Source organism: Allobosea sp. TAF32 (assembly GCF_052113585.1).
Taxonomy (GTDB): Bacteria; Pseudomonadota; Alphaproteobacteria; order Rhizobiales; family Beijerinckiaceae; genus Allobosea.
This window is the reverse complement of record NZ_JBFRDM010000008.1, coordinates 249,098-273,223: the sequence shown is the minus strand read 5'-3', so window position 1 is coordinate 273,223 and position 24,126 is coordinate 249,098. Positions and strand designations below refer to the sequence as shown.

The window sequence follows — 24,126 nt, the reverse complement described above, 5'->3', positions numbered from 1 at the left end:
TCAGCCCTTCCTCGCAGCGCGCAATTGCAGGGCGAGATCGGGGCGGTCGCTGGTGATCTGCGAGATTGGCTGGCCGAGCCAGAAATCGAGTTCGCCCACGGTATTGGGCACCCAGGCGCCGAGCTTGTCGCGGCCGACGATGCCGACGGCGCGATCGACGCTCAGCCGCAGGAGCGACTGCTCGACCGCGACGATGCAGCCGAGATCGACGAAACGCTGCAAGATGCGATCGACGCCGCCGAAAGCCTCGCAGGAGCGGCGGTCCACCGAGGCGAGCCTGCGCATGCCGGGCGCCTTGGCCCTGATGTCCTCGATAACCTCCGGGACGAAGCAGGTCAGCACGACGCGCGACGCCATCTTGCGGGCTTCGACCAGCGCGATGACCTTGTCGACCAGGCCGGGATAGGGATTGCCGAAGGCATCCATCTTCATCTCGATTTCGAGCTCGATCCCAGTCGGACCGAAGATGTCGAGCACCTCCGACAGCGTCGGGATCGTCTCACCGAGCGTGTCGTCGAGCTTCACCTTGGCAATCGCCTCGCGCGAGAGATGCGCGACCGGTCCCTTGTGGTCGGTGGTGCGATCGAGCAGCGGGTCATGGATCACCATGATCTCGCCATCGCTGGAGAGGTGGACGTCGAGCTCGACCGCGTCGACGCTCAAGGCGCAGACATTGCGGAAGCCGCTCAGGCTGTTCTCCGCCCAGATGTTGCGCGCGCCGCGATGACCGATGATCCGCATGTCGATGAGCCCTGCTTGCCTATTGGTCGGTTACTTGCCGCTATCCACCAGCCCCTTCACGAACCAGCGCTGGAGGGCGAGGATGACGAGGGTCGGCGGCAGCATCGTTAGCAAGGCCGCATTCATGAGGAGATGCCACGTCGGCAGCGAGTCCCCCTGCGGCATCAGCTTCTTTAGCCCGATTACTGCATTGGCCATCGCGGGCTCGGTGGTGAGCAGCAGCGGCCAGAGATACTGGTTCCAACCCATCAGGAAGAGGATGATCGCAAGCGCCACGATGTTCGAGCGCGAGAGCGGCAGCAGGATCAGCCGGAAGAACTGCCAGGGCGTCGCGCCGTCGATGCGCGCGGCCTCGCAGAGCTCGTCGGGGATGGTGAGGAAGAACTGGCGGAACAGGAAGGTCGCGGTGGCCGAGGCGATCAGCGGCAGGATCAGGCCCGAATAGGTATTGACGAGGTTCCAGTCGAGATCGACCAGCGCCTGGATGCCGAGCCAGGAGCCGAGGATGTTGAGCGGCAGGGCGACATTCGCGGCAGATTCGTAGGTTGGCACGATGCGCACTTCGATCGGCAGCATCAGCGACATGAAGATCAGCCAGAAGGCGGTCATCCGGAAGGGGAAGCGGAAATAAGTGACGGCGAAGGCCGCGATGACCGAAACGGCAAGCTTTCCCACGGTGATGCCGGTGGCGATGATTAAGGAGTTGAGCAGCAGGCGGCCGAAATTGGCGCTGCTCAGCACGGTCTGCATGTTCGCGAAGAACTGGCTGCCAGGCAGCCAGGACATCGGCACACGCATGATCTCGGCCTGCGAGAGAGAACCGGTGACGAAGACAAAGTAGATCGGCAGGCAGACGAGCGCGGCCCCTGCGAGCAAGATGAGGTGGCAGATCGCGTCGATGACGGGTGTGCGCTCGTTCATCGCCGCCCTAGACGCTGTAGTTGACGCGGCGCTCCACGAAGTGGAACTGCGTGAAGGTCAGGAAGAGGGCTAGCGCCATCAGCACCACAGATTGCGCGGCGGAGGAGCCGAGATCGAGCGTGACGAAGCCGTCCTGATAGACCTTGTAAACAAGGATCGAGGTGGCGCCGGCCGGGCCGCCGCGCGTGGTCGCGTCGACGATGGCGAAGGTCTCGAACAGCCCGTAGACGAAGTTGATCACGATCAGGAAGAAGAGCGTCGGCGTGATCATCGGCAGCGAGATGCGCAGGAAGCGCTGGATGGGCCCCGCGCCGTCGAGATAGGCGGATTCGAGGATAGACTGGGGCACCGACATCAGCGCCGCGACCAGAAAGATATAATTGTAGCAAATGTGCTTCCAGGACGCCGCCATGACGATCAGGGCCAGAGCGTGCCAGGAGTTGCGGTTCGGGTCCCAGTCCAACCCCAGGCCCTGCAGCATGTGGGCGACGGGGCCGACGCGGGGGTTGAATAAGAAGGCCAGCATGATGCCGGCGATCGCGGGCGCAATCGCATAAGGCAGCAGCAGCACGGTGCGATAGGCGCCGCGGCCGCGCAGGATATGGTTGGAGGCGAAGGCGAGCAGCAGCGCGACCGACAGGGTCAGCGCGCTCTGCATGATTGTGAAGATCAGCGTGACCTGCGCCGACGACCAGTAGACGTTGCTGCGGAAGAGCCGCTCGAAATTCTGGAAGCCGACCCATTGGGTCGTGGCGCCGAACTCCGTCAGCTGGAAAGCCTGGATCAGCGCCCTGATCGAGGGGATGAAGAAGAACAGCAGCAGGATGAAGAGCTGCGGCGCGAGCAACCAGAAGGGCAGGCGCCATTCCTTGAAATGCGCGCGCTTCAGTCCGCTTTCGCCTTGCGCATCGCCGGCGCCCTGCAGGAAGAGGTGCCGCAGCGGCGACCGGAGGCGCAGGCCGCCCAAGCCTGCCGCCTTTGGAAGGCCAGGTGCCTTATTTCTTGCCAGCATTGAGCTGCTCGTAGCGGCGCAGCGACTCGTTACCGCGGGAGACCGCATCGTCGAGCGCCTGCTGCACGGGCTTCTTGCCGAGGAAAGCCGCCGAAACCTCTTCCATGATGGCGACATTGATCTGGTTGCTGTTGCCGATGCGGAAGCCGAGCGAATTGTCGCTGGGCGTGCCGCGCATCAGCTGCACCACGGCGATCTCGCGCGTCGGGTTCTTTTGGTAGTAGCCCTCAGCCTTTGCAGCTTCGTAAGCCGCGGTCGTGACCGGGACATAGCCCGTCGCCTGGTGCCACCAGACCTGCGTGTCGGTCCTGGCGAGGAAGTCATAGAAGGCGGCGATCGCCTTGTACTTCTCCGGCGTATGGCCCTTGAGGGTCCAGAGAGCGGCGCCGCCGATGACGCTGTTCTTCGGCGTGACGCCCTGCTCGTACGGCAGCTCGGCTGCGCTCCAGTCGAATTTCGCAGCCGCGACGACGGCGGCATGCGAGGCGGTAGAGGCGATGATGGTCGAGCACTCGCCGGAGGTGAAGAGCTGGATCGGGATGATGCCCTGGCCGGCGAGCTGCATGACGCCGGACGATACGAGGCGCTTCATGCGCTCGACGTGGCCGACGAGCTTGCCCTTGTTAAAGACAAAATTGGTGTCGAGGCCGTCCATGCCGTTGCGCTTGGTCGCATACGGGATGTCGTTCACGGCGCTGTAGTTCTCGAGGAAGCTCCACTCGTAGTCGCCGGGGAGCACCATCGCGCATTTTGACACGCCCTTGGCTTTGATTGCGTCGAGCTGCGGTTCCAGCTCCTGCCAGGTCGTGCCGGGCTTGTCGAAGCCGGCGGCTTTGAAGTGGTCACGGTTGTAGAAAAGGATCGGCGTGGAGGAGTTGAACGGCATCGCCTGCAGCTTGCCGTCGATCGCATAGTAGCTGACGACCGGCGTGATGAACTTCGAGGTATCGATCGGATGGCCTTGCTGCGCCATCAGTTCGCTGGTCGGGAGGATGGCGCCGGAATTGACCATGGTCAGGAAGGAGCGCTCGTTCGACTGCACGATCTCGGGCTGGCGCTTGGCGCGATAGGCCGCGATGGTGCCGTTCAGGACCTCGTCATAGGTGCCCTTGGCGATAGCCTTGACGACATAGTCTTTCTGCGAGTCGTTGAACTTCTTGACCAACTCGTCGACCCGTTCGCCAAGCGCGCCACTCATCGCGTGCCAGAACTCTATTTCAGTCGCTGCCTGCACCGAGCTGAGCCCTGCCAAGAGCAGAGCGCCCGCACCCGCCAACGCACCATAGAAAGGTCGCATGCAAAGCCTCCCTCATCAGTTTTTTGCGAGCATATGCTCTTTATTGAAGCATATGCTCGCACACTGGCTTCTCATGTCAACTCTTGGCGACAAGCGGACGGCGGTTGCGCGGTGACCGGCGCGCGAGCAGGGAACGGTCGGCCTGGGGAGTGGAGTTAGTCCGCGAGCAGGGCGCGGGCGGTACCCTCGTCGGTAACGAGGCCGTTGACGATCTTGCCGGTCAGGGCGGCCCGTAGCGGCGCGACCTTGGCCGGACCCTGGCCGATGCAGATGCGCAGGCGGGCGCTGCCCGGCTCCGGCGGCACGCTGGTGACGCGCAGGTTGGTGCCGCGGTCGAGAAAGCGGCCTTCGGCGTCGAACACCCACCCGGTCACTTCGCCAACGGCGCCGTGGCGAACCATTTCGAGCAATTCGCTGCGGGTCATGAAGCCGTCTCGATAGAGCACGGCATCCTCGCCGATCTGGCTGATGCCCATCAGCCAGAGATCCGCCTCGGCGGCGATGGTGCGGATACGCCGGATCGACTCGATCTCGACGAGCTGGGCGCGCTCCTCGGGACTCGACACATAAAGTGGCAGCGGCATCGGGAAATGCTGTGCCTTGGTGATCTCGGCGAGCTTGACCAACGTGTCGAAGGGACTGGCCGAGCCATCGGGGGAAATTGTGCCGACCAGCGAAACCAGCCGGTGGAGCGGGCACGACATCGGGGGGACGCGCTCGATGCTGGCGCGCATCGAGCGGCCGGTGCCGAGTGCCATGACCAGCGATTTGCGCGAGCGCAGCCAGCGCTCGATCAGCACGCCGCCTAGCGCGGCGATGCCTGCCGCGCCGGTTTCCGTCGAGCCGTCGGAGGGGGCGACGTCGCAATGCAGCAATTCGAAACGGTCGCGCAGCCTGGCGGCCAGATCCATGCAGGTGCTGATCGGATGATTCATACGGAAGCTGATCAGGCCCTCGCTGCGGCAGAGCGAGACGAGGCGCTGGGCCGCCGGGCGCGAAATGTTCAGCGTTTGCGCAATATCGTCCTGCGTGCGCCCTGCAATATAGTAGAGCCAGCCGGCCCGAGCTGCGTCGTCGAGGCGGGTGTTGTCGTTCTCGGCCATCGCGTTCTCAGTGAGGCGCCGGCGCGAGCGCGAGCTCCTGCCAGGATTCGAAAAGGCGATCGGCTCCAGCTGCCAGAAGTGCCTGGCGCTGATCCAGTACGGCGAAATGGCTGCCGGCAGCGAGGCCATAGGCGGTCATCCCCGCCGCTTTCGCCGCGGTCACGCCGCTGACGCTGTCCTCGATCACCAGGCAGCGCTCCGGCGCGACGCCGCGCTCGCTCGCGGCAAGAAGAAAGAGGTCCGGTGCCGGCTTGCCGCGCCGCACGCGCGTCGTGCTGAAGATCCGTCCCTCGAACAGGTCCCAGAGCCCGGTCTGGCGCAGGCAGATCTCGATGCGTTCCTCATCGCTCGACGAAGCCACGCAATAGTCGCCGCCGAAGGCTGCGACCGCGTCGCGGACGCCATCGACAGGCTGGAGATCGCTCCTGAAGGCTGCGAAAAGCTGCGCCCGCCAGTTCCGCGTGAAGTCAGCCGAGGCCGGGCGGCCGGTCATTCTCTCGTAATCCTCGACAACGGCGCTGGCCGGCCGCCCGAGATAGCGGCGCATGACCATCTCCAGATCATAGCGCGAGTCGAAGGGCGAGAGAATATCGACGAGGGTCCGGCAACTGATGGTTTCGCTGTCGACGAGTACGCCGTCGCAGTCGAGGATGACAAGGTCGAAGGGCGGGAGCGGAGGGGGCATCGGGCAACAGTCAGTTCGAACGAATGCTCACATGAAGAGCATTCGCCCGACCGCCTGTCAAACTCTGTCCCGTCAGCGCAGCGTGCGGTTGACCTCCACGGCGCGCCGCCAGACCGCGTAGCGCTCGGCATAGGCCGCAGCCCTCCTGGGGTGCGGCGTGAAGATAGCGGCTTCGCCAGACGGCCGCGTACAGATCGCTTCCGGGCTTTCGCCGGTGCAGGCCAGGCGGGCCAGGCGCGCAGCCCCGAAGACGGCGCCGCTCTCGGCCTTGTGATAGCGCTTGAGCGGCAGGTTCAGCACGTCAGACAGGATAGACAGCCAGGTATCCGAACGTGCCCCGCCGCCGATCACCATGGCTTCCTCGATTGGCGAGGCTTCAGCTTCCAGTGCCTCCTTGCCATCCTTGAAGGCAAAGGCGACGCCCTCCAGCACGGCCTGGGTCATCGCCGTGCGATCAGTCTCGTGGCCGAGGCCGATGAAGCTGCCGCGCATCCGCGGGTCGTTGTGCGGTGTGCGTTCTCCCGACAGATAGGGCGTGAAGAGCACCGGTACCGGGCGCTCCATCTGCGGGCCGAGTTCCTGCAGCAGCGCCACCTCGGTTCGCCCGGAGATCGACGCCCACCAGCTCAGGCTGGCGGCAGCCGAGAGATGGACTGACATCTGGTGCCAGCGCTCCGGCAAGGCATGGCAGAAGGCATGAACGGCGCTGCCGGTGCGGGGTTCGAAACCCGCCGTCGTGCGCCACAAGACGCCGGAGGTGCCAAGGGAAAGGAAGCAGCTGCCGGGTACCACGGCGCCCAGGCCGACAGCTCCGGCGGCGTTGTCACCGCCGCCCCCGGCGAAGCGGGGTGGCGCGTTGAAGCCCAGCTCTCGGCTGAGCTCTGCCCGCATGCGGCCCGCCGGCTGCGACCCTTCGACAAGCTCAGGCATGAAGCTGCAATCGAGCTCGGTCGCGGCCAGCATCCGGTCCGACCAGTCGCGGCGGCCGACATCGAGCCAGAACGTTCCGGACGCATCGGACATGTCCTCGATCGCTTCACCGGTCAGCGCGAGCCGCAGATAGGCCTTCGGCAAGAGAATCCGGCGGGTTCGCCGGAAGATGTCGGGCTCGTGCCTGCGCACCCATAGAAGCTTGGGCGCGGTGAAGCCGGGCATGGCGATATTGCCGGTGATGACGCGGGAATCAGGCTCCCTCGCTTCGAGCTCCGCGCATTCCGCCGCGGCGCGGCCATCGTTCCAAAGAATGCACGGGCGCAGTGGCTCATCATGCTTATCCAGCAGAACCGCGCCGTGCATCTGTCCGGAGAGGCCGATGCCGGCGCAGCGGCGAAAGGCTTCGGGAGCAGCGCCCTTCAGGCTGCGCAGCGCATCCAGCGTCGCGGCGATCCAGTCCGCGGGATTCTGCTCCGACCAGAGCGGGAAGGGGCGAGCGACGGCAAGCTCTCGCGTCGCCGTGGCGAGCACGTGCTGCCGGTCATCGACCAGCACTGCCTTGACGGATGACGTTCCGAGATCGATGCCGATGAAGGTCACAACAAGGCCTGCGGTTCAGCGATGTTCTTCAGGCAAGCGGCCCGGATAGATCATGCTCTTCACCATACCAGCCTCGTTGGCGGCGTGGCGGCGAAACGCGGTAGGCCCCTCGGCGAGGGGGAAGCGATGGCTGACAACGGCATCGACATCGACCTTGCCGAGCGCCACCAGTTCGATCGCCCGCGGATAGACATGGCCCATTCGGCGCGAGAATTTGATGTTGAGACCGCGCCTGCGCGCTTCTGCGGCGGGGATCACATAGCTGTCGCCGTCGGGGATGCCGACCAGGACGACGCGACCGCCGATGCGGGCGGCGCGGATCGCGTCGCGAAAGCCCTCGGGCGCATTGGTAGCCTCGATGACCAGCGGCAGGCCTTCCCCATTTGTCCATTCGGCGATGTCGGCGACGCTGGCGCCAGCCCTGCTCGCGCCGAGCTTGAGCGCCAGCTCGCGGCGGTGCGGCTGCGGATCACAGGCAAGGATCTCGCCGACCCCGGCCGTGCGCAGCACCTGCAGGATCAGGAGGCCGATCGGGCCGCAGCCGATCAGTGCCACGCGTTCCAGTAGGCGCGGCTTGGCAAGGTCCACCGCGTGGATCGCGACGCCGAGCGGCTCGAGCATCACCGCATCGCTCGGCGAGAAGGCCTCGGGAACCGCGACGATCTGCGATTTCGGCACCCAGATCCGTTCCGTCATCGCCCCGTCATGCGGCGGGGCCCCGATGAAGACGACGTCGGGACAGAGATTGGGATGCCCGCTCCGGCAATGCTCGCAATGGCCGCAGGCCTGGTTGGGATCGACGGCCACCAGGGCGCCGCGCGGCAGGCCGAGTTCCGGCAAATCCTCGGTCAGCCAGCCGCTGAATTCATGGCCGGGGACGAAGGGCGTCGCAATCACAGCCGAACCGATGCCGCCATCCTTGTAGTAGTGCAGGTCGCTGCCGCAGAGGCCAACCGCCGCCACGTCGAGCAGGGTTTCGCCCGGCGCTCCCTCGCGGAGGTTGAACGGGGCGACACGCGCATCGCCTGCGGCGTGAAGGAAGACGGCACGGGACATGGGTGGTCGCCACTCGCTATGCGGATAATCTTATGCAAATGTATTTTGTGATTTACATTGGTTTGCGTCAAGCGTGATACCGCCCGGGCCCTCAGCATTGTCGGCGCTTGCGAAAGCGATGTAAGCCAGCTTCGAAGACCTCGCCTACCATTGTCGACCGCTTCATAGGCGGCTCCCATCGCATCAGGACACCGCCATGCCGGAGGAACCGCAGACGCAAGTTCGAGCCGCGTGGCTCTATTACATGGAAGGGCTGACCCAGGCGGAAATCGCGGACCGACTGAAGATGACCCGCCTGCGCGTCAACCGGCTCCTGGTCGAGGCGCGCAGCAGCGGGCTCGTCAACATCACCATCAACTCCCGGCTGGAAAGCTGCGTCCGGCTTGAACGCGCGCTGATGGCGGAATTCGGCCTGACAGACGCGATCGTCGTGCCCAGCCCCGCCGATCCCGGCCAGATCGCAATGCAGATCGGCAAGGCCGCCGGAGAGTTCGTCTCGCGGGTCATCGAGGAGAAGCCCACCGGCATCTTCGGCGTCGGCTGGGGCGGAACCCTCAGGGAAACCATCCGGCATGTCCGTCCCGGGCAATATCGCGATCTCGCGGTGGCCTCGATGATGGGCGGGCTGACCTATGGCATCGAGATCAACACCTTCGAAATCGCCAGCCATTTCGCCCGGCTTTGGCAGGCGCAATGCCATTATCTGGCGGCGCCGATTTATGCTGGGGCCCCGCAATCGCGCGACATCATCTTGGCGCAGGATGTGTTCGAGGCGGCCTTCGCCCGAATCCGAGCGACCGATGTCGCGATCCTCAGCGCCGGCGATCTGAGCGCGCGATCGTTGCTGGTGCGCTACGGGCTACCGGGTGATGTCCGGGTCGCGGAACTGGCGGAAGCTGGCGCTGTCGGCGACATGCTCGGTCAGTTCATCGATCGCAGCGGCCAGGCTGTCGCGCATCCCATCAACCGCCGGGCCATCGCCTTGCCGCTCGAAGCCCTGCGCCGGATACCGACCGTGATCCTGGCCTCCGGCGGGGCCAACAAGGCGGAGGTCATTGCGGCCACACTGCGCGGGAAGCTCGCTTCTGTGCTGATCACGGACGAGGATGCGGCGGCCGCCGTGCTCGAGGCCCCGGCCACCGTGTGACCGCTAAGCCTCAGGCGCTACGGATTGCCTGCAGCAATTCGGCGTGAATCACGCCGTTGGTGACGATCTTCTCCAGATCTTCGTCGCGCGAATCCTGGTCCTCGACCGTCGTCACCCGGCCATCCGCCGCCCGCACGAGGGGCATCGCAGCGGCATGCGAGACGATGTCGGCCTTGAGGCCGATGAAGGCGTCAAGCCGGCCGGCCGCCACCAGCGACATCTCCAACCCGCCGGAAACGATGACCCGCACGCCGCGGCACAGGCCGGCGAGGCGGCGGATGACGTCGGCCGTCCGGCTCGCTTCCTCGGCAGTGTAGTGAGAGGTCAGGCAGATCGAGACGGTGGCGTCGCTGAGGCGCTTCGTGGTGGAAACGCGCGCCGGCCGGCCGTCGACCGTCGCGATGCCGCCCTCAGTGAAGCACGCGGAGAGCCCGGCGAGCGGCGCATGGGTCAGGCCGAGAACCGTGCGGCCCTGCTCCTGATAGGCCATGGTGACCGAAAACCAGGGCAAGCCGGACGCGTAGTTCACCGTGCCATCGAGCGGGTCGATGATCCAGCGCGGCGCCTGTTCCGAACCGGAGAAACCGGCCTCTTCGGAGAGGATCGCCGCCTCCGGCGTCAGCGCGCGCAGGCCGTCGATGACGAGGCGCTCGGAGGCGAGGTCGGCCGCCGTGACCACGTCATTCAATTCCTTGCGGGTGACGCCGAGCTCGGCGCCCTGCATCTGCACGAGCACCTCGCCGGCCCGGCGGGCGAGAGCATCGGCCTGGCCGAGTAGAGCGAGAAGGCGTGGCTCGGTCATGGGGCATGCACCGTTTGCGGCTTTCCGGGATAGGCGGGATCGAGCACGAAATCCCGGCGCGGTCCATAGTCGCCGATCGGCTGGAGATGGCTGATCAGGCCGAGGCCGGGCTTCCAGACATGGAGGGCCAGCGCCGGCGGCTCCATCACGAATTTGTTTTCCGTGCCGGGCCTGAGATCGAGCGCGACCTGATGGGCGGTGCCCGGCACGACATAGCCGATGGTGCCGGCGAAGCGCAGTTGGATCGGCCGGTGGTAATGGCCGCAGAGCACGCGCTCGATCTCGGGATGATCGGCGATCAGCTTGGCGAAGCCCGGCGAAACCTTGCACGGCATGATGTCCATGCCGTCGACGCCGACTGAGAAGGGCGGATGGTGCATGAAGATCACCGTCGGCTTGCCCTGTCCCTCTGCGAGCTGCTCGGCGAGCCAGGCCTCGCGCGCGGCGCAGATCTCGCCGCCGTCCTTGCCCGCGACGACGGTGTCGAGCCCGATCAGCCGCACGGGAAAATCGTCGATGACGTAATGCAGGAAGCCCGCTTGCGGGAGGTAAGAGTGATCGGGACGCAATTCCGCGGCGAAGGTGTCGCGGCGGTCATGATTGCCGGGGATGACGTAGACCGGCATCGGCAGGCGGCGGAGCGCCGCGCGGGCGATGCCGTATTCCTCGGGCAGGCCGCAATCGGAGAGATCCCCGGTGACCAGCACGCAGTCGGGCTGCGGCTCCAGCTTCAGGACCTGGTCCACAGCCCGTTCGATCGCCGGGTTGGTCTCGACAATGCCATAGGCGGGGTTGCCATGAGGGCGGGCATGGAAGTCGCTGAGCTGGGCAATTATCATCGGGAAACGTCCGGCGGTCGGGAAAAGGGAAACCGCCCGGTCATGACAGGACCGGGCGGCGAGGGGCGGGCGGCGCAGCGCGGCCGATTACTTCATCAGGGCTTCGGTCTCGGAGACGATGCGCTCGATGCCGGCCTTGGGCTGGATCTCGCCGCGCATCACGCCGGCGACGACTTCGCGCTGCTGGCGCCAGATGCGCACCGAGTTGCCGCCCGGATAGCCTTCCCACGGCGCGGCGCGGGAGACCTGGCCGTTGATCGTGCGGAAGTTGGCGTTCTCCTTGTAGAACGGGCCGAGGAAGGCATCCTCGCCAGCGCGCAGATTGGTGGGCATGTAGCCGGCAGTCTCGACGACGATCTTCTGGGCTTCCGGCCCGGTGACGAACTTGATGAACTCCCAGGCCGCCTTCTGCTTGGCGGCGTCCTTGGCGGTGATCAGCGCGGCGTTGCCGCCGGTCGGCAACTTGCCCTTGGCCTTGTCGTCGACCGGGAAGAGGGCGGTCTTCAGCGTGAAGCGGTCGCCGATCAGGTCGGTGACCTGGCGCAGGCGGGCGGGCGTGTCGAAGAAGATCCCGATCTTGCCGGCGATGAACTGCTGGCGCGACTGGTCCCAGTCGATCAGCGGCATGCCGCCTTCGGTGACGAAGCTGCGCAGCAGCGACAGCGTCTTCTCGCCAACCTCGCCGCCGAAGGCGACCTTCTTGCCGTCTGCCGACAGCATGGAATGGCCGCCCTGGAGGATCACGCCGCGCCAGAGCCAGTCATCCGGCCAGTCATGGATGTTGTAGGCCATGCCGGCGGTGTCGCCGTTGCGGATCTTCTTGGCGAGCGCGACGGTGTCGGCCCAGTTGTCCGGCATCTTGTCGGGGTCGCCGCCGGCCTTCTTCACCAGCTCGGCGTTGAAATACATCAGCGGCGTCGAGGCGTTGAAGGCAAGGCCCGCCTGCTTGCCGGCGACCTGACCGAGCGAGAGCAGGGCGTCGGAATAGTTGGCCTTGCGCCAGGCCTCCGGCTCGGCCTTCAGCAGCGGGCCGAGATCGACGAGCTGCTTGCGCTTGTCGAGGGTTTCGACGAGCTCGGTCAGCAGATGGAAGCCGGAATAGTAGACGTCCGGCAACTGGTTGGTGACGGACTGGCGCAGCATCGCCTGATGGCCTTCGTCATAGCTCGCTGCGGGCGCCCGGAAGTTGATCTTGATGTCCGGGTGCTTCTTCATGAATTCCGCGGCGATCGGCTCGTGAAACTTGGCGAAAGCGGGGAAAGCGTAGAGCACGTCGAGCGTGACTTGCTCGGCCCTGGCCGCCGTCGAGGCGAGAAGGGTCAATGCCGCCGCGGCAAGGACTTTGCCGAGAGGTTTCATGGGTGATCTCCTTGGCAGGACAGCGGGGGGCTGTCCGGGGTTGCGTTGCTTCAGGCCTGAACTCTTGGGGGGCGGGCGGCTCGGCAGCCGGCTACTTCACCCCGGTCATGGTGATGCCGTCGATGAACCGGCGCCTTGCGACGAGGAAGGCGATGACGAGCGGCGCCGTGAGGATCGTCGCGGCGGCCGTCAGCGCCCCATAGTTCGATCCGGTCTCGGCATCGGCGAAGAACATCATGCCCAGCGGTGGCGGCGCGAGCTTGGCGTCGGAGATGACGATCAGCGGCCAGTAAAGGTCGTTCCAGTGCGCTACCGCCGAGAAGACCGAGAAGGCGGCGATGGCCGGCCAGGCGCTCGGCGTGACGATGCGCCAGACGATCTCGAACTCGCTCATGCCGTCGAGCCGGGCGGCGTTGATGATGTCGTCGGGAAAGCTGCGGAAGAACTGGCGGAACAGAAAGATGGCGAAGACCGAGAGGAAGAACGGCACCATCATCGCGAAATAGGTGTTGAGCAGCCCGAGCTGGGCGAGCGCGATGTAGAGCGGCATCGCCGGCACCTGCACGGGGATGCACAGGCCGAGCAGAACCAGCACGAAGAGGGCGTTGCGGCCGGGGAAGTTCAGCTTCGCCAGCGCATAGGCGCAAGGGATGGCGACGAGGAGCTGGACGATCAGGATGCCGCCGCAGAGGATGACGCCGTTCAGCGCGAAGCGCAGCAACGGTGCCTTCTCCATGGCGAAGCCGTAATTCTGCAGGCCGTAGAACTGCTTCGGCCAGAGCGAGATCTCGGCGCTGAAGATCTCGGCCGGCGGCTTGATCGAGGTCACCAGCATCCAGGCGAAGGGTGCCAGCATGAAGATCGCACCGGCAATCAGCACGCCGTGGACCAGCGCCAGCGTCACGAAACGGCGCAGCACCGAATGGGCGGGCGTGACCGAGGCGGCGGGGAGCGCGAGATCGGTCATCAATAGTGCACCTTCTTGTCGAGGGCGAAGGTCTGCACGGCCGAGAAGACGAGGATGAAGGCGAGGAAGATGAAGGTCAGCGCCGCGGCATAGCCGGTGTGGAAGTACTGAAAACCCTCGAGATAGATGTTGTAGAGCAGCACTTCGGTCGAGCCGACAGGGCCGCCGCGCGTCATCACCGCCACCGTATCGAAGATCTTGAAGGCCGTGATCATCGTGGTGACCAGCACGAACATCGTCGTTGGCCCAAGCAGTGGCCAGGTGATGGTCAGGAAGCGGTCGATCCCGCTGGAGCAGCCGTCGATCTCGGCAGCTTCGTAGAGATCGCGCGGGATCGCGGTGAGCCCGGCGAGAAACAGGATCATGTTGAAGCCGATGAGCTGCCAGATGCCGATGACGGCGAGCGTCGCCAGCGCGGTCGAAGGCTCGCTGAGGAAGGCTATGGGGCCGATGCCCAGCCATTTCAGCAGGCCGTTGACCGGACCGAGCGAGGGATGGAGCAGGAACTGCCAGACCGTCGCCATGGCGATCAGCGTCGAGGTCACAGGCAGGAAATAGACCACTTCGTAGAAGGAACGCGTGCGACCACGCCGATGCACGAGCACCGCGATCAGCAGCGCGCCGAACACGCCGCCGGGCACGACGATCGCGACATAGAGCAGCGTGTTGACGAGCGAGCGCCGGATGATCGGATCGGCCAGCGCCTTCTGGAAATTGGCGAGGCCGACCCAGTCCATGTCGACGCCGCCGAACTCGTAGTTGGTCAGGCTGAGCCAGAGCAGGACGGCGAGCGGCAGCAGGATCGTCAGCAGGAGCAGGATGAAGGCCGGCAGGGCAAAACCGAGCCCGGTGACACGCTCGATCCAGAGCCGGCGGCGCGCGACGGGGGCAAAATCGGTTGGGGATGCGAGGGCGAGCGTCATGCTCAGGCCCTCAGCGGCACGACGGAGCCGGTGGCAGCGCCCGGGCCGCGCGGCTCGATACGCTCGCCATCGGCGGCGAAGACGTGGGCTGCGGCCTCGTCGAAGCCAAGCGTGACTTCGGCAGCCTCGTTGACGCCGGCCGCTGCGGCCGGTGTCGCGCGCATCGTCACGCCTGCGGCGTCGCGCCCGGCGAGGTCGAAATGCAGGATGTATTCGGAGCCGAGATTCTCCTTGCGCCGCAGGCGGGCCGAGAACCAGGCTCGTCCGCTGCCGCCCGGCTCGCCATGAACCAGCGAGAGCGCCTCGGAGCGGATGCCGAGCGTCGCGGCCTGCCCCTGCGCCAGCGGAACGGCGAGCGCCAAGGGCCGGCCGAAGAGCTCGAGGCGGCCGCCATGCGCGACCGTTGCCGGCAGCAGGTTGATCGCCGGGCTGCCAATGAACTGCGCGACCTTGAGCGAGGCCGGCTTCTCGTAGAGCTGCGAGGGCGTGCCGAGTTGCAGCACGGAGCCTGAATCCATCATCGCCACGCGGTCGGACATCGTCATCGCCTCGACCTGATCGTGCGTGACATAGATGAAGGTCGCGCCCAGGCGCTTGTGCAGCTCGGCCAGCTCCGTGCGCATATGGACGCGCAGCTTGGCGTCGAGATTCGAGAGCGGCTCGTCCATCAGGAAGACGTCGGGATTGCGCACCATGGCGCGCCCAAGCGCGACGCGCTGGCGCTGCCCGCCGGAAAGCTGGGCCGGCTTGCGGGCGAGCAGGTGTTCGAGCTGGAGCTGCGCGGCGACCGCGCCGACATCGGCCTCGATGCCGCGCATCACGCTGCGGCGCTGGGGGGAGAGCTGCCGCAGCAGCGGCAGGCGCTGCCAAAGCTTGAGCCGCGACATCGTCAGCGGCAGCGCGATGTTCGCGCCGACGCTCATATGCGGATAGAGCGCATAGGACTGGAACACCATGGCGACGCGCCGCTCATGCGGGCGCAGATGATCGACGCGACTGCCGCCGATCGCGACGCTGCCGCGGTCGTGATGTTCAAGCCCGGCGATGATCCGGATCAGCGTCGATTTCCCGCAGCCGGACGGGCCGACCAGAGTCAGGAATTCGCCATCGGCGATGTCGAGATCGACGCCGTCCAGAACCTTCGTCGGTCCGAAGGACTTGGCGATCGAGGAGAGTGCGACCTTGGCCATGGCGTTCGCCTTTCTGTGGCCCTCTGGGCTCGTCGTTGGGCGTGTCTTGGTTGGGCGTGTCTTGCCGTGCCGCCCGCGGGCGGCCGGGGAGGCGTCTCAGGCGGCGCGCGGCGGGTAGACCTCGTGGATCACATCGTCGATCCAGAGTGTCTTCAGCGCGGCGATCTCACGGATCTCGGCGGAGAAGTCCCGGCCGTCGAATGTGTAGGAGACGGCGCCGAGCGTGGTCGTGCCGGCCATGCCCGGCTGCAATTCGGGGCCGACGACGAAGCCGGAGGACGGCCCCCAGATGTAGCGCGTGCCGGCAACCGTGAAGTCATGGGCGCGGTGCAGATGGCCGCTGGCGACGAAGGCGACCTCATGCCGGCGCACGAGTTCGAGCAGATGGGCGCGCGGTTCGGGCGGCACGCTCCAATAGCCCTTGTCGCCCTCGTCCGGCGCCTCGATGAAAAGCGGGCGATGCAGGAACCAGCCGATGCGGCGGCCTTGCGCCTCGGCGATCTGCCGGTCGAGCCAGGCAAGCTGCCTTTGCTCTTCGGCCTCGTCGCTGCCGAACAGCATCGAATTAAGGCCGATTAGCCGCCAGCCTTCGAGGTCTCGGACCCAGAAATCCTCGCCGATATGGCTGCGCCAGCGCGCGAGACGTGCGTCATTGACCGGCTGATGAGGATGATGGGCCTCTCCCACGTCATGGTTGCCGGGGATGCTGAGCACCGGCACGCCCAGCGTATCGAGCAGGGCGCGGCAATGGCGCATGTCCTCGTCGACATCCGCACCATCGACGGTGATGTCGCCGGTATGGATGACGAGCTCCGGCGCATCGGCGGCCAGCCACGCCGTCAGCGGCGCCCAATTATCGGCGAAATGCCGCTTGGTCGGGCTCAGATGGGTGTCGGAAATCTGCACGATACGCTGCATGTCCCCTCCAGGATTCGCCACTTCATCGGGCGACCGTCTGTCTCCGGCGCGAGCGCCGGGCAGCGGCTTTGCCTTGGACCATACAAATGAATGTTTGATGACACAATTGTATTTTCGCTGTCGCTCGCCTCTTCGGCGATGATTGCGCGCGTGCCGCATGAACTCGCAGGGCGTGCGGGCTGCCCGCTTTATTCGACCATCTGCGCGACCTGCTTCATCGGTCCGGGCAATCACCCATCTTCGATCGGCATCTCCGATAACATCATCGGATCATTCCGTTTTCAAAACAGCCCGCGAAGCCGGAAAACGGCGGGCAAATCGAAAATGGAGACCGAGATGACCAAGCAGAGAACGAACCCGCGCCGCATCCTCATCGTCGGAGGTAGCTCCGGCATGGGCTTCGCCCTCGCGCGGCGGCTGTCAGCGGCCGGCGACCATGTGACGATTGTTGGCAGGGACGCTTCCCGGCTTCGGCGTGCGCAGGATGACCTCGGGGCCTCGGCAAAGCTCGAAATACGGGTAGCCGACATCACCTCGGAAGCAGCGATGCAGGCGCTGTTCGCGCATGGCGAGCCGTTCGACCACATCGTCTGCACGGCAGCGGATTTTACGGGCGCTTACGAAAGGCTTCCTGCGTTGGACCTGGATGCAGTCCGGCGCGCCATCGACAGCAAGATCATCGGCCCCATTCTTCTCGCCAAATACGGAAGTCCGAAGCTCTCTCCCGGAGGATCGCTGACCTTCACCTCCGGCATCGCAGCCTACCGGCCTATGGTAAGGGGAACGGTGGTCGCAACCATCAACGCGGCACTCGAAGGGCTCGTTCGGGCTTTGGCCGTCGAATTGGCTCCGATCCGTGTGAATGCGGTATCGCCGGGCTGGGTCGATACGCCGATATGGCAGACGGTGGCAGGCGAACGGAAGGCGGAGGTTCTCGCTGGAATGGCAGAACGCCTGCCGGTCGGTCGCGTCGGTCAGCCGGACGATATCGCCGACGCCATGGCCTTCCTCATCGGCAATGGCTTTACGACAGGCACGGTTCTTCACGTCGAAGGTGGTCATCGCCTCGTGTGAGAGAACGTCGCGTTCGCCCTGTCGAGGCCAGGAGAAACCTGAGGCCGGGCGGTTGAACGCGCCGGCGGCGCCATACCATGTCAAGCGTCGCCGAAAGCTCGAATCCGGGGGATGGGATCGCGGCGACGACACCGCGTTCCAGCGCTTCCCGGGTCGCGATCCGGGGTACAAGGGCATAGCCGCTGCCGGCCGCGACCAGCCGCACGATGGCCTCGATGCTGCCGACCTCGGCGACAGGCCTGGGCGGGGTGAAGCCGGCCCTGCACCAGGCCTGATCGAACAGATGCCGGTACACGCAGCCGGGATCGGTCGCAATGTATGGCTGGGCTGCGAGGGCATCCGGTGTCAACGGGCGCACGACGGCGCCCGGGGCTGCCGGCTGCCCGATCATGACCAGCGGCTCTTGCGCAAATTCCCGCCGAGCCAGACGTTCATCCAGAGCACCCTTGCGAAAGCAAAAGGCGATGTCGTTCGAGCCGTCGAGAAGGCGCTGCAGGAGATGATCACTGCCCGCCACCTCGACGCGCATTCGAAGTTCGGGCTGGTGTTGTCGCAGATCCGTGAGCAGTGAGGGCAAAACCTCCCTTGCCACGGTTTCGAGCGCTCCGATGCTAACCGATTGATCGCCGAAAAGGCTCGCGCTCTTAACTGCCGCTAGCGCGTCGTCCGTTGTGGCCAGAATGCCCTGGGCATAAGGGACCAGCGCCTCTCCGGCTGCCGTCAGCCGGAAACCCTGTCTGGAGCGCAGGAACAGGCGAACGCCCAGTTCATCCTCGAGGGCCTGGATTTGGTCGCTCACGCTGGACTGAGCGAGGTTGAGCTCCCCAGACGCTCGCGTCGCCGTCCTGCAGCGCGCGACGGCAAGGAAAGTCTGTAGCAGGCGCGGGGGCATGTTCGGTCAGCGTAGATCATGCAGCTTTCCGACGCGATCACGAATTTCAATCTGCCGGCACGGATTCGTATCCAGCTTGAGACAATCCATCACATCTGGTCTTCGATCCGCGCACCAGGTGCATCGTCAACTCGGACATGTGCCCAAATATTCCCGGCGTCGTCGTTGCTGCCTCCGGCGCTCTGATCAAGAGCCGCCCGGAGGTCGCGGAACGCTTCGTCGGGCTTTTCCATCGGGCGACCGAACGGGCTCGCAAGGAGCCGGCCAAGGTCGCCCCGCTGGTCCTCGCCGTGCTCGGTGGCGGCCTGATCGCCGAAGCGACGATCGCGAAGGCACTCGTTTCGCGATCGCCTGATACACGGCTGCAGCGGGGCTCAGGCTCGAATCTCCGTCGGCTTGTATGTCCGACCGAAAATCCCATAGTTTGCAGGCGGCAATTCGATATTCGAGCGTGTGTCCTCGGAGGAGGAACATCATGCGAGAGCTGAGTATCCTGGGTTCCTCGCCGGTTGCTTCGACCGCGGGCGCATCGTTCGAAAGGGCGGTCACGAGTACCCTCACAGCCGAAAGCGTCAGGACTCAGCTTCATCGCATCGTGAACAGCCCGGACTTCGATGCTACGGAACGGTCGCGGCGATTTCTCGGCTATGTCGTCGAGGAGGAAATCGCAGGCCGTGCCGACCGCATCAAGGCGTATGCGATCGCGACCGAGGTCTTCGGGCGGGATGCCTCATTCGACGCGCATTCCGACCCGGTCGTCCGCGTCGAGGCGGGGCATCTTCGGCGCGCACTCAATCTCTACTATGTCACCGCCGGCATTTCCGACGAGATCGTCATCTCGATCCCGAAAGGCAGCTACGTCCCCAAATTCGACATGCGGCCATCGCCGATGCGTCCCGTCCGGGTCGCCAGCCCGGCGCGCCGGTGGCGTGCGGTTCCTATCGCCGCCGCTTGCCTGTTGGCACTTGCCACACTGTCCTGGCCGACCGTGAATCGGATCAGAAGCGATCGTCAGCAGGCTCCGGCCCTGCCTCGGCTGCTGGTGAGACCTTTCGACGACCTGACCAATACGGGTAACTCGCAAGCGATCGCGCGCGGGCTGACGCAGGAGATCATCGGGCAGATCGCAAAGTTCAAAGACATCGTGACGGTGGCCGGTGATCCACGCGATGATCAAGGCGCCTCCGCTGCACGCTCTTCTGCCTCCGATCCGCGCTACGTTCTCGCGGGGGACATCAACGTCACCGACAACGAGTTCCGGCTTCGTGCCCGCGTCCTCAACCGTGTCGACAACACGGTGATCTGGGCGAACAGCTACACCGGCGATCTGCAGGCTTCGAAGCTCATCGAAACCGTGACCGACATCGCCCGGCAAGTCGTGACGCCGTTAGGGCAGCCCTATGGGGTGATCTATCGAGCCGACGCGTCGCAGCGACTTCAGAACGCTCCGGACGATTGGCAGGCCTACGCCTGCACGCTGTCCTACTACGCCTATCGCGTCAGCCTCGACGGCAAGAAGCATCCATCGGTCCGCAAATGCCTCGAGGACGCGGTGCGGCGCTTTCCGGACTATGCGACCGCTTGGGCGCTCCTCTCGCAAGCCTATGTCGACGAGATCCGCTTTCGCTATCCAATCGACCCGTCATCGTCGCCGGCTTCGATCGACAGGGCGCTCGAAGCCGCGCGCCGTGCGGTGGAACTCGACCCGGAAAACATTCGTGCACTTCAGGCCCAGATGTTTGCCTTGTATTTCCACGGCGAGGTCGAGACCGCTCTCAAGATCGGCGAGCGGGCCCTTGGGCTGAACCCCAACGATACCGAGCTTGTCGGCGAATATGGCTACCGCCTCGCCTTGGCCGGCCATTGGCCGCGCGGCTGCGATCTGATGAACGAGGCTCGCGAGCGCAATCCCGGGCCGCTCGCCTATTACGAATCCGGCCTGGCGCTCTGCAGCTACTTCAAGGGGGACCTGCGCGAGGCTGTGATGTGGATCACGAAGACGCCTGCGCCGGAGAACCCCAATTATCACTTGATCGCCGCAGCGGTCTACGGCGAGGCCGGTCAAACCATCGAGGCCGCGCTCGAGCGGGCCTGGCTCGAGGCCCATGCGCCTCAGCTCGTCGCCAATCTTCGATCCGAGGTGGCGCTGCGCGTCGTCCGCCCGGAGGACGTCGATCGGTTCCTGCAGTCCTTGCGCAAGGCCGGCATCGCGTCGCCGGGCGAGGGCAAGAGGAAATTGGACTGACTGCAGCGCTACGATTCCGCCGTACCCCGAACGACCGTCCTGAACAGCAGCGCTTTCATGTGCGCCGGACCGAGCGCGCGACTGAGATTCTGGAATGCGAAGTGCGGGATGAGGGCGAAGAACAGGATCACGGCGACGCACAGGACGCCGGATAGGCCGCCGCCGCCGATCGCTGGAACGCTGGTGGTTGCGGATTCGCCCTTGAACAGGCCGATCAGCATCTCTTCGAGAACGTGGAAGACGACGAACAGGATCGAGAACAGGAAGGCTTCGTACAGGATCGGATAGATCAGCGGCCGCCGATCGAGCCACCTGCTCAAATTGAGATCCTCCAGGACAAGCATGACCTTCGCGAGGATGAACGCGTTCAATACCGCGAAGCCTTGAGACGCAAAGCCGATGCCGTGTTCGCGAAGAATGATCCGCTCGTTCAGCACGAATAGCCCGAACAATATCCACAGATACAGAAACAGCACGGCGAACCGCCTTGCCTCGTCGAGGACGCGCGTCTGAAGGTTGCGCGCACCGTTCGTCGGCGCGGTCGCGTTGACTGTGATGTCGGCGACGCCTCGCTCCCCCGGGTCAGACTTCGTCATCGCCTGAAGTCTCCGCTTGAGCTCCCCGAGCGCTTCGCCAGTTCCTCGGCCAGTATCGGAATGGCGAGGTTGCAGGCCTGCACCCCCAGTGCGGTGCACAACTTCAGGACCTCCATGATGTCCGCGGCTGTCGCCCCCAGCGCCAAGGCGGCCTTGATGTGCCGACGCGTCCCTGGTGCGTACATGTGGGTGAAAGATGCATCGAATGCGATGCTGAGAAGCTCCATCTCCTTCGCACTGAAAATTCCGCTGCCGTAGATTCCGGCGCCCGTCGCCATGAACTGCTCGGTCCATTGCGGATCGAGCTCGAAGAAGGGATTCCACGCCTCATTCCACTGGCCGATGGCCTTCATCCTATCGCATGCGGGCGTCTCGACCGGAGCCCTCGCCGCCGAACGCTGTCCCGACGCCTTCATTTCATCGAGGAGGATCGGCGCACCAAGGCTGCAGGAATGAATGGACATCACGGTCGCCATCTTGATGACCGTCAGGAGTTCGGCCCGTGTCGCGCCCGCATCGAGGGCCGCGCCGACGTGGCGGCGCGTGCCTTCCTTGTCGAGATTGGTGCAGGCGGCAGTGATCCCAACGGCAATCAACTCGACGAAACGGCGCGGAAGGACTGCGCCGTCCCAGGGGTTGGTGCTCATCGCCCGGCAGGCAAGCGCCCAGCCTGGATCCCATGCCTCGAATTGAGCGAGGGCATCGCGCTCCCACGGCCCGAGCGAACGGCTGTCCTGGAGCTGTTGCATGTCTGGTCTCCGCTAGTCCGGTTCCGGCATCGGGAAGGCCGTGGCATCGGGCTGCCAGACCGCGAACATGTTCCCCGACGGATCGGCGAGAACGGCAACCCATGCTGTTCGCGGAACTGCCGTCTTGGGCCGCATGACTTTGGCCCCCATTCGCTCGGCGAGGATGATGGAATCGTCGATCGACTCGACATGCACGAATTGCAGCCAACCCTTCGGGTCGGCCTGCGGCCTGTAGGTCAGGCCGCCGCCGACCGTGTCTGCGTCGGTCGGGTCGAGGTGCATGCGCCAATAGTCCAGGCCTTCCACGCGCTCCATTCGCCAACCGAAAAGGGCGCTGTAGAATCTGGCGAGCTGCTCCGGCTCGTCGCCATAGATCTCGAAGTGGGTCAACTGGCCAGTCACGATCCCGCTCCCGAGCTCGTTTGGAAGGATCGGCCTGCGCCGGAGCGCAGGCCCCCATCAAAGCGCATGCAGCGCGATCGGTTATGCCGATGCGATCTTCAGCTTTGCCTGTGCGGCCAGGACGGGCGCCGGTGCGATCATGCACGCGGCGATCGGATGCGAGTCACCGCCCAGCACAGCCGGCTTGACCTTTCCATCGGTCGGCCAGGTCAGGAAGCCCGGATTGAAGTCAGTCGGACTGGGCGGCATGTCGTTCTTGCGCAGCGTCTCTTCAACGCTGTCGTACCAGGTCCCGACCTTCATGATCCGGCGCGCCTCTTCGGCGGTCGCAACCTTGCGGCCGAACTCCTTGCACAGACGCACCGCGCCTTGAATTTGCTCCACCGTGGTCTTGCGGGTGCGATCGGCGCCCCAGAGATTGTCTTCGTTGCCGACCCGCACATGCTGGCCGAGCACGATGGACATCGCCGAGATGGAGATCAGGCCACGCATGCTCGACCAGAAGGTATTGACCGACCCCTGCGGCAGGCGTTGCAGGAAGTGCATCAGATCGAACGGATTCCGGCCCAGCGTTCCGCCGCCATAGGCACAGAGCGCGATGTTCAACGGCCCCATATAGACGCCAGCCCGGATGACCCGCTCGATGAGTTCCCATTGGTGGACATGGGCGGGGACGAAGTAAGGCTGGATGCCGTTCTTCCGAAGGCGCTTGAGGTGTTCGACGTAGAATTCGGGGGTCGAATCCACCACCATGCCGGCCCAGGCCGCCAGCACCTTGGGGTCGTCCATATGCGTCCCCTTGATGTCTTCCTTGGAGAACATCGAAGCGATGTCCCAGAGCGTGGTGCCGGTCGCCACCGTCACGAACTCCGGCTTGGGATCCAGCTCGGTGAGCATGTGGCGGGTATCGTAGTCGAGCCATTTCGCCTTGGCGTCGGCCGTGTGCGGCGAGAACGAGATCGAGCCGCCGACCTGGATGATCATGTCGGGCACGGCTTCCTTCACCCGCTTCAGCAGGTAATTGTAATCGTCGAAGTTCGTCGACCCCATGCCGGTGGCCGGGTTCCGGACGTGGAAATGCAGCATCGTGGCGCCGGCCTCGTAGCAGTCGACTGCGATCTGGACTTGTTCGTCCCAGGTCAGGGCGATATCGCTCGCGTCGCCGGGTAGCCATGCCGGGCCATAGGGCGCCGCCGTGATGATGAGTGGCGCCATGTTCTCCGGCAATATCGAGTTGTCGGTGTAGTACATGTCTTTCCTCCCTCGCTTTGGCTCTCCGGGCTTCTCACGCGGCCCCTGACGGCAAGAGCGCCCGGCGCCGTGGAACTCTCATGCTCATGAGCGGCTCTTCGGCTGGTCGGCCCGGCCAATCGGGATGAGGTCGACGGTCCTCAGCGCCGCGCCGATTTCGGCGATGAGGCGGTCGATCACGGCTAACCATTCCGCCGTTCTTTCACCGCGAATCTCGGCGGGTAGTGCCTGGGCCAGGAGTAGCGCCCGCTCCGCCTCGGCGAGTTCCTCGCACATGTCACAAAAATCCTCGCTGCGTGCCGCGAGCTGCTCGATCGTCCGGCGCTCGGTCGGGAACCGTTGCATCACGGCGGAGACGCCTGGCTTCCTCTGTTTGTCGTCGGGCATCGACGCCGATCCCATCATCGCGTCGTTCTTGCTTCGA

24 protein-coding genes are annotated in these 24,126 nt (G+C 65.0%); 3 read left to right on the top strand and 21 right to left on the bottom strand.

What is annotated here, in order from left to right; all coding sequences use genetic code 11:
* The 8 genes from AB4Z16_RS18405 to AB4Z16_RS18370 all read right to left on the bottom strand — a co-directional run bounded on the left by AB4Z16_RS18405 (position 1) and on the right by AB4Z16_RS18370 (position 8,348).
* Complete coding sequence (locus AB4Z16_RS18405; protein WP_441512802.1) at positions 1–741, bottom strand: glycerophosphodiester phosphodiesterase family protein; 741 nt, start codon at positions 739–741, stop codon at positions 1–3.
* A gap of 30 nt (positions 742–771) precedes the next feature.
* Positions 772–1,662: an ABC transporter permease subunit gene (locus AB4Z16_RS18400; protein ID WP_441512801.1), complete on the bottom strand. Its 891-nt coding sequence runs from the start codon at positions 1,660–1,662 to the stop codon at positions 772–774.
* 7 nt (positions 1,663–1,669) lie between these two features.
* Entirely contained in the window at positions 1,670–2,674 is a 1,005-nt protein-coding gene (locus AB4Z16_RS18395) for an ABC transporter permease subunit (protein ID WP_441512800.1), read from the bottom strand.
* A complete protein-coding gene (locus AB4Z16_RS18390) occupies positions 2,658–3,971 on the bottom strand; it encodes an extracellular solute-binding protein (protein WP_441512799.1) in 1,314 nt (437 codons plus the stop codon). Before AB4Z16_RS18390 ends, AB4Z16_RS18395 begins: the two co-directional genes overlap by 17 nt.
* 155 nt (positions 3,972–4,126) lie before the next feature.
* Entirely contained in the window at positions 4,127–5,074 is a 948-nt protein-coding gene (locus AB4Z16_RS18385) for a sugar-binding transcriptional regulator (protein WP_441512798.1), read from the bottom strand.
* Positions 5,075–5,081: 7 nt separating this feature from the next.
* Positions 5,082–5,759 carry an HAD family hydrolase gene (locus AB4Z16_RS18380; RefSeq protein ID WP_441512797.1) on the bottom strand — a complete coding sequence of 226 codons (678 nt, stop codon included), beginning with the start codon at positions 5,757–5,759 and terminating at the stop codon, positions 5,082–5,084.
* Between the two features lie 72 nt (positions 5,760–5,831).
* Positions 5,832–7,292, bottom strand: a complete 1,461-nt coding sequence (xylB, locus tag AB4Z16_RS18375; protein ID WP_441512796.1) for a xylulokinase — start codon at positions 7,290–7,292, stop codon at positions 5,832–5,834.
* Positions 7,293–7,307: 15 nt separating this feature from the next.
* The gene (locus AB4Z16_RS18370; RefSeq protein WP_441512795.1) at positions 7,308–8,348 is read right to left on the bottom strand and encodes a zinc-dependent alcohol dehydrogenase; all 1,041 of its coding nucleotides are present in this window, start codon (positions 8,346–8,348) and stop codon (positions 7,308–7,310) included.
* Between the two features lie 196 nt (positions 8,349–8,544).
* Here AB4Z16_RS18370 and AB4Z16_RS18365 point away from each other — a divergent pair, with 196 nt between their 5' ends.
* Positions 8,545–9,495: a sugar-binding transcriptional regulator gene (locus tag AB4Z16_RS18365; RefSeq protein WP_441512794.1), complete on the top strand. Its 951-nt coding sequence runs from the start codon at positions 8,545–8,547 to the stop codon at positions 9,493–9,495.
* A gap of 10 nt (positions 9,496–9,505) precedes the next feature.
* Here the strand turns inward: AB4Z16_RS18365 and AB4Z16_RS18360 are convergent, their stop codons facing one another.
* The 7 genes from AB4Z16_RS18360 to AB4Z16_RS18330 all read right to left on the bottom strand — a co-directional run bounded on the left by AB4Z16_RS18360 (position 9,506) and on the right by AB4Z16_RS18330 (position 16,493).
* Positions 9,506–10,297 (bottom strand): inositol monophosphatase family protein, encoded by a 792-nt coding sequence (locus AB4Z16_RS18360; protein ID WP_441512793.1) that lies wholly within the window; start codon positions 10,295–10,297, stop codon positions 9,506–9,508.
* Positions 10,294–11,136, bottom strand: coding sequence for a phosphodiesterase (locus AB4Z16_RS18355; RefSeq protein WP_441512792.1), 843 nt, complete (start codon positions 11,134–11,136; stop codon positions 10,294–10,296). The genes AB4Z16_RS18360 and AB4Z16_RS18355 overlap by 4 nt, the downstream gene beginning before the upstream one ends.
* An 87-nt stretch (positions 11,137–11,223) precedes the next feature.
* On the bottom strand, positions 11,224–12,495 hold the full coding sequence (locus tag AB4Z16_RS18350) for an extracellular solute-binding protein (protein ID WP_441512791.1): 1,272 nt from the start codon (positions 12,493–12,495) through the stop codon (positions 11,224–11,226).
* Positions 12,496–12,586: 91 nt separating this feature from the next.
* A complete protein-coding gene (locus AB4Z16_RS18345) occupies positions 12,587–13,351 on the bottom strand; it encodes a carbohydrate ABC transporter permease (protein WP_441513080.1) in 765 nt (254 codons plus the stop codon).
* A gap of 110 nt (positions 13,352–13,461) precedes the next feature.
* Complete coding sequence (locus AB4Z16_RS18340) at positions 13,462–14,385, bottom strand: carbohydrate ABC transporter permease (protein ID WP_441512790.1); 924 nt, start codon at positions 14,383–14,385, stop codon at positions 13,462–13,464.
* 2 nt (positions 14,386–14,387) lie between these two features.
* Positions 14,388–15,575 carry an ABC transporter ATP-binding protein gene (locus AB4Z16_RS18335; RefSeq protein ID WP_441512789.1) on the bottom strand — a complete coding sequence of 396 codons (1,188 nt, stop codon included), beginning with the start codon at positions 15,573–15,575 and terminating at the stop codon, positions 14,388–14,390.
* A 96-nt stretch (positions 15,576–15,671) separates the two neighbouring features.
* Complete coding sequence (locus tag AB4Z16_RS18330; RefSeq protein WP_441512788.1) at positions 15,672–16,493, bottom strand: metallophosphoesterase family protein; 822 nt, start codon at positions 16,491–16,493, stop codon at positions 15,672–15,674.
* A gap of 336 nt (positions 16,494–16,829) precedes the next feature.
* Here AB4Z16_RS18330 and AB4Z16_RS18325 point away from each other — a divergent pair, with 336 nt between their 5' ends.
* Positions 16,830–17,567 carry an SDR family oxidoreductase gene (locus AB4Z16_RS18325; protein ID WP_441513079.1) on the top strand — a complete coding sequence of 246 codons (738 nt, stop codon included), beginning with the start codon at positions 16,830–16,832 and terminating at the stop codon, positions 17,565–17,567.
* On the opposite strand, the gene AB4Z16_RS18320 is transcribed toward AB4Z16_RS18325, so the two are convergent.
* Complete coding sequence (locus AB4Z16_RS18320; protein ID WP_441512787.1) at positions 17,518–18,459, bottom strand: LysR family transcriptional regulator; 942 nt, start codon at positions 18,457–18,459, stop codon at positions 17,518–17,520. The two genes, AB4Z16_RS18325 and AB4Z16_RS18320, sit on opposite strands and share 50 nt — an antisense overlap.
* 475 nt (positions 18,460–18,934) lie before the next feature.
* Here AB4Z16_RS18320 and AB4Z16_RS18315 point away from each other — a divergent pair, with 475 nt between their 5' ends.
* Positions 18,935–20,704: a hypothetical protein gene (locus tag AB4Z16_RS18315; RefSeq protein WP_441512786.1), complete on the top strand. Its 1,770-nt coding sequence runs from the start codon at positions 18,935–18,937 to the stop codon at positions 20,702–20,704.
* Positions 20,705–20,712: 8 nt separating this feature from the next.
* On the opposite strand, the gene AB4Z16_RS18310 is transcribed toward AB4Z16_RS18315, so the two are convergent.
* The 5 genes from AB4Z16_RS18310 to AB4Z16_RS18290 all read right to left on the bottom strand — a co-directional run bounded on the left by AB4Z16_RS18310 (position 20,713) and on the right by AB4Z16_RS18290 (position 24,089).
* Positions 20,713–21,300: a hypothetical protein gene (locus AB4Z16_RS18310; protein ID WP_441512785.1), complete on the bottom strand. Its 588-nt coding sequence runs from the start codon at positions 21,298–21,300 to the stop codon at positions 20,713–20,715.
* Positions 21,297–22,049, bottom strand: coding sequence for a carboxymuconolactone decarboxylase family protein (locus AB4Z16_RS18305; RefSeq protein WP_441512784.1), 753 nt, complete (start codon positions 22,047–22,049; stop codon positions 21,297–21,299). Before AB4Z16_RS18305 ends, AB4Z16_RS18310 begins: the two co-directional genes overlap by 4 nt.
* Positions 22,050–22,061: 12 nt before the next feature.
* A complete protein-coding gene (locus AB4Z16_RS18300; RefSeq protein WP_441512783.1) occupies positions 22,062–22,451 on the bottom strand; it encodes a VOC family protein in 390 nt (129 codons plus the stop codon).
* A gap of 81 nt (positions 22,452–22,532) precedes the next feature.
* On the bottom strand, positions 22,533–23,702 hold the full coding sequence (locus AB4Z16_RS18295; protein WP_441512782.1) for a beta-keto acid cleavage family enzyme: 1,170 nt from the start codon (positions 23,700–23,702) through the stop codon (positions 22,533–22,535).
* A gap of 84 nt (positions 23,703–23,786) precedes the next feature.
* Entirely contained in the window at positions 23,787–24,089 is a 303-nt protein-coding gene (locus AB4Z16_RS18290) for a hypothetical protein (RefSeq protein WP_441512781.1), read from the bottom strand.
* Between the last annotated feature and the right edge of the window lie 37 nt (positions 24,090–24,126).